The 3,356-nt window shown below is 68.2% G+C and carries 4 protein-coding genes; all 4 read right to left on the reverse strand.

Annotated elements, in window-relative coordinates:
• A partial coding sequence (locus tag GF405_04360; protein ID MBD3367398.1) for a GTP-binding protein occupies positions 1-544 on the reverse strand: 544 nt, incomplete at its 3' end.
• A 54-nt stretch (positions 545-598) separates the two neighbouring features.
• Positions 599-1,852 (reverse strand): UDP-N-acetylglucosamine 1-carboxyvinyltransferase, encoded by a 1,254-nt coding sequence (gene murA, locus GF405_04365; protein ID MBD3367399.1) that lies wholly within the window; start codon positions 1,850-1,852, stop codon positions 599-601.
• Between the two features lie 44 nt (positions 1,853-1,896).
• Complete coding sequence (gene prmC / locus GF405_04370; protein ID MBD3367400.1) at positions 1,897-2,766, reverse strand: peptide chain release factor N(5)-glutamine methyltransferase; 870 nt, start codon at positions 2,764-2,766, stop codon at positions 1,897-1,899.
• Positions 2,763-3,356 (reverse strand): PCRF domain-containing protein (locus GF405_04375; protein MBD3367401.1); only part of this gene is annotated, 594 nt, incomplete at its 5' end. The genes GF405_04375 and prmC, both read right to left, overlap by 4 nt.

Consider the following 3,356-nt stretch of genomic DNA (forward strand, 5'->3'; position numbering starts at 1 on the left):
CAGGGCCCCTCGCAGATCGTTCCTCGACGTCGGACGCGATGTCGTCCAGAAGCTCGAGAAGGCCGTCGATGCCGTCGCGCGTCTTCGAGGAGACGGCGACGATCGGCGTGCCCGAGAGCGAGGTCCCCTCGAGGAGCTCCCGGGCCTCCTCGCGCGCAAGCTCGAGTTCTTCCTCGGACACGAGGTCGGACTTCGTCAGCGCGACGACGCCGCAGTCGATGCCGAGGAGGTCGATGATGTCGAGATGTTCCCGCGTCTGCGGCATGACGCCTTCGTCAGCTGCGATGGTCAGAAGCACGAGGTCGATGCCCCCCGCGCCCGCCAGCATCGTCTTCACGAACCGCTCGTGGCCGGGAACGTCAACGATGCCGAGCATCGTCCCCGACGGGAGATCGAGACGGGCGAACCCGAGCTCGATAGATATGCCGCGCTCCTTCTCCTCTCGAAGCCGGTCGGTGTCGACGCCCGTGAGCGCTCTCACGAGCTCCGTCTTGCCGTGGTCGATGTGTCCTGCGGTGCCGAGGATGGCGTGACGTTCGGTCACGGGTCCTCCGTTCGGGAGATGGACGCTCCGGCGGACGCCGGAGCAGGCCGGATGCTACTCCTTGACCCGCTCGATCTCGGCGCCGGCGCCGGCGAGCTTCTTCTCGATCGCCTCGTACCCACGGTCGATGTGGTAGACGCGGGAGACCTCAGTCTCACCCTCGGCCACGAGCCCGGCGAGGATGAGCGCCGCGCTGGCGCGCAGATCGGTCGCCATGACCTTGGCGCCCGAGAGGCGCCGCACGCCCGAGACGACGGCGACGTTGCGGTCGACGGCGATGTCGGCTCCGAGCCGCCGGAGCTCCGGCACGTGCGAGAACCGGTCCGCGTAGATCGTGTCGGTGATGACGCTCGTCCCGTCGGCGACCGTCATGAGGGCCATCATCTGGGCCTGCATGTCGGTCGGGAACCCGGGATACGGAGCGGTCGTCACGTTGATCGACTTCGGCCACACGGGGCCTCGGACCCGGAGTCCGCCCCCCTCTTCTACGACCTCCGCGCCGGCCTCCGAGAGCTTCAGCGCGATGGCGGAGCAGTGGTCCCTTCGGGCGCCCTCGAGCAGGACGTCCCCGCCCGTGATCGCCGCGGCCGCCATGAACGTGCCGACCTCGATGCGGTCCGGGATGACCTCGGCGTCGGCCGGGTCGAGTTCCGTCGCGCCCTCGATCGTGATCGTGTCTGTGCCGTGCCCGGTGATCCCGGCGCCCATCGCCGCCAGAAAATCGCCGAGCGCCGTGATCTCCGGCTCGCGTGCCGCATTCGTGATGACCGTCGTGCCCTCGGCGAGCGCCGCCGCCATCATGGCGTTCTCGGTCGCGCCGACGCTCGACGTATCGAAGTGGATCGAGCCGCCCCGGAGCCTCTCGGCGCGTGCGACGATGTAGCCGTGATCGAGCTCGACGTCGGCGCCCAGCTCCTTCATGGCTCTGATGTGGAAGTCGACCGGCCTCGGACCCCACGCGCAGCCGCCGGGGAGCGAGACACGGGCGCGCCCGTTCTTCGCGAGGATGGGACCGAGCACGCACACGCTGGCGCGCATCGTCTTGACGAGTTCGTACGGCGCCTCGCAGTAGCTGCAGTTGCTCGTGTCGATCGTCATGCTGTGGTCGGAGTACTCGACCTGGGCGCCCAGGACGCGAAGCACGTGCCCCATCGTCCGGACGTCCCTGAGACTGGGTACGTTCGTGAGCGTCGAGCGGCCCCGCGTCAGAAGCGTGGCGGCCATCATCGGCAGCGTCGCGTTCTTGGCGCCGCTGATCCTGATGCTCCCGCGCAGTCGGTTCCCGCCCCGTACGACGATCCCGTCCATGCTGTTCCCCTCGGTGTCGTGTCACAGGCGCCGGGCGTCGCACGTCATCGGGTCGTTCCGACCACGATGCGTTCCCGCCCCGCGTAGTCATTCCGAACATCGACCCCGCTCACGCTGTCCCGCATCAGCTCCGCGACGGCCCCGGCCTGCCCGTACCCCACCTCGAGGACGATGGCGCCCCCTTCGGTAAGCAGGCCGGGACCATCCTGAGCGAGCACGCGAAGGCAGTCAAGGCCGTCCTCCCCTCCGTCGAGCGCGCTTCGAGGCTCGAAGTCCGCGACCTCCTCGGGGAGCCCGTCAAGCTCCGCCGTCGGGATGTAGGGCGGGTTCGAGACGATGAGAGAGAGCCGTCCGCCCAGTCCATCCCTCACGAGCGGCTCGAGCAGATCGCCCTCAAGAAACTCGACCCTCTCCCCGACGCCGGCACGCGCGGCGTTTCCGCGCGCCACTGTGAGGGCCGCGGTCGAGCTGTCGGTCGCCACGACGCGGGCCTCGGGGCACTTCTGCGCCAGCGTTACGGCGATGACGCCCGAGCCCGTACCGACGTCGGCCGCGTCCGGCCGCTCGACGGCCATCCCGGACAGGAGCTCGAGTGCGACCTCGGTCAGCGCCTCGGTCTCGGGCCGCGGGATGAGCACGTCGGGCGTCACGTCGAACTCGGACAGCATGAACGCGGCGGTCCCGGTGATGTACTGGACGGGCTCGTGGTTGAGCCTCCGCTTGAGACGTTTCTTGTAGCGGCCGAGTTCGTCTCCGCTCAATGGACGGTCGAAGTCGAGATACAGTTCGAGGCGGGAGACGCCCAGCGTGTCGGCCAGAAGAAGCTCGACCTCGAGCCGAGCGTTCTCGAAGCCCTTCTCCGAGAGATAGTCCCTGCTCCACTCGGTCAGGCGCTGGACCGTCCAGTCGCTCATGCGGACGAGCCGGCCATCTCTTCGGCCTGGTAGTGCGTGGTGAGAGCGTCGATCAGCTCGTCGAGCTGACCGTCCATGACCTGGTCGATGCTGTGGGTCGTGAACCCGATGCGGTGGTCGGTCACGCGGCTCTGCGGGAAGTTGTACGTCCTGATCTTGGCGCTGCGGTCGCCGGTCGAGACCTGCGCCTTGCGCTGCTCGGCCATCTCGGCGGCCTGCTCGGCCTGCGCCTGCTCGAGAAGTCTGGCGCGCAGGACCTTCAGCGCCTTGGCCTTGTTCTTGTGCTGGGACTTCTCGTCCTGGCACGTGACGACGACTCCTGTGGGCTTGTGGGTGATGCGTACGGCCGAGTCGGTCGTGTTGACGCTCTGCCCGCCTGGGCCCGACGAGCGGAAGACGTCGATCTCCAGATCGCTCGGGTTGATGTCGACATCGACCTCGTCGGCCTCCGGCAGCACGGCGACGGTGGCTGCCGAGGTGTGGATCCGTCCCTGCGACTCGGTGACGGGCACACGCTGAACGCGATGCACCCCGCTCTCGTACTTCATGCGGCTGTATACGTGGCCGCCGATCACCATGAAGATGATCTC

This window comes from Candidatus Effluviviaceae Genus V sp. (genome assembly GCA_014728125.1).
GTDB lineage: Bacteria > Joyebacterota > Joyebacteria > Joyebacterales > Joyebacteraceae > WJMD01.

What these genes read in the sequence shown, in the direction of transcription:
- prmC (MBD3367400.1), bottom strand. Translation starts at nt 2,766, where the DNA reads ATGAGCGACTGGACGGTCCAGCGCCTGACCGAGTGGAGCAGGGACTAT.
- murA (MBD3367399.1), bottom strand. Translation starts at nt 1,852, where the DNA reads ATGGACGGGATCGTCGTACGGGGCGGGAACCGACTGCGCGGGAGCATC.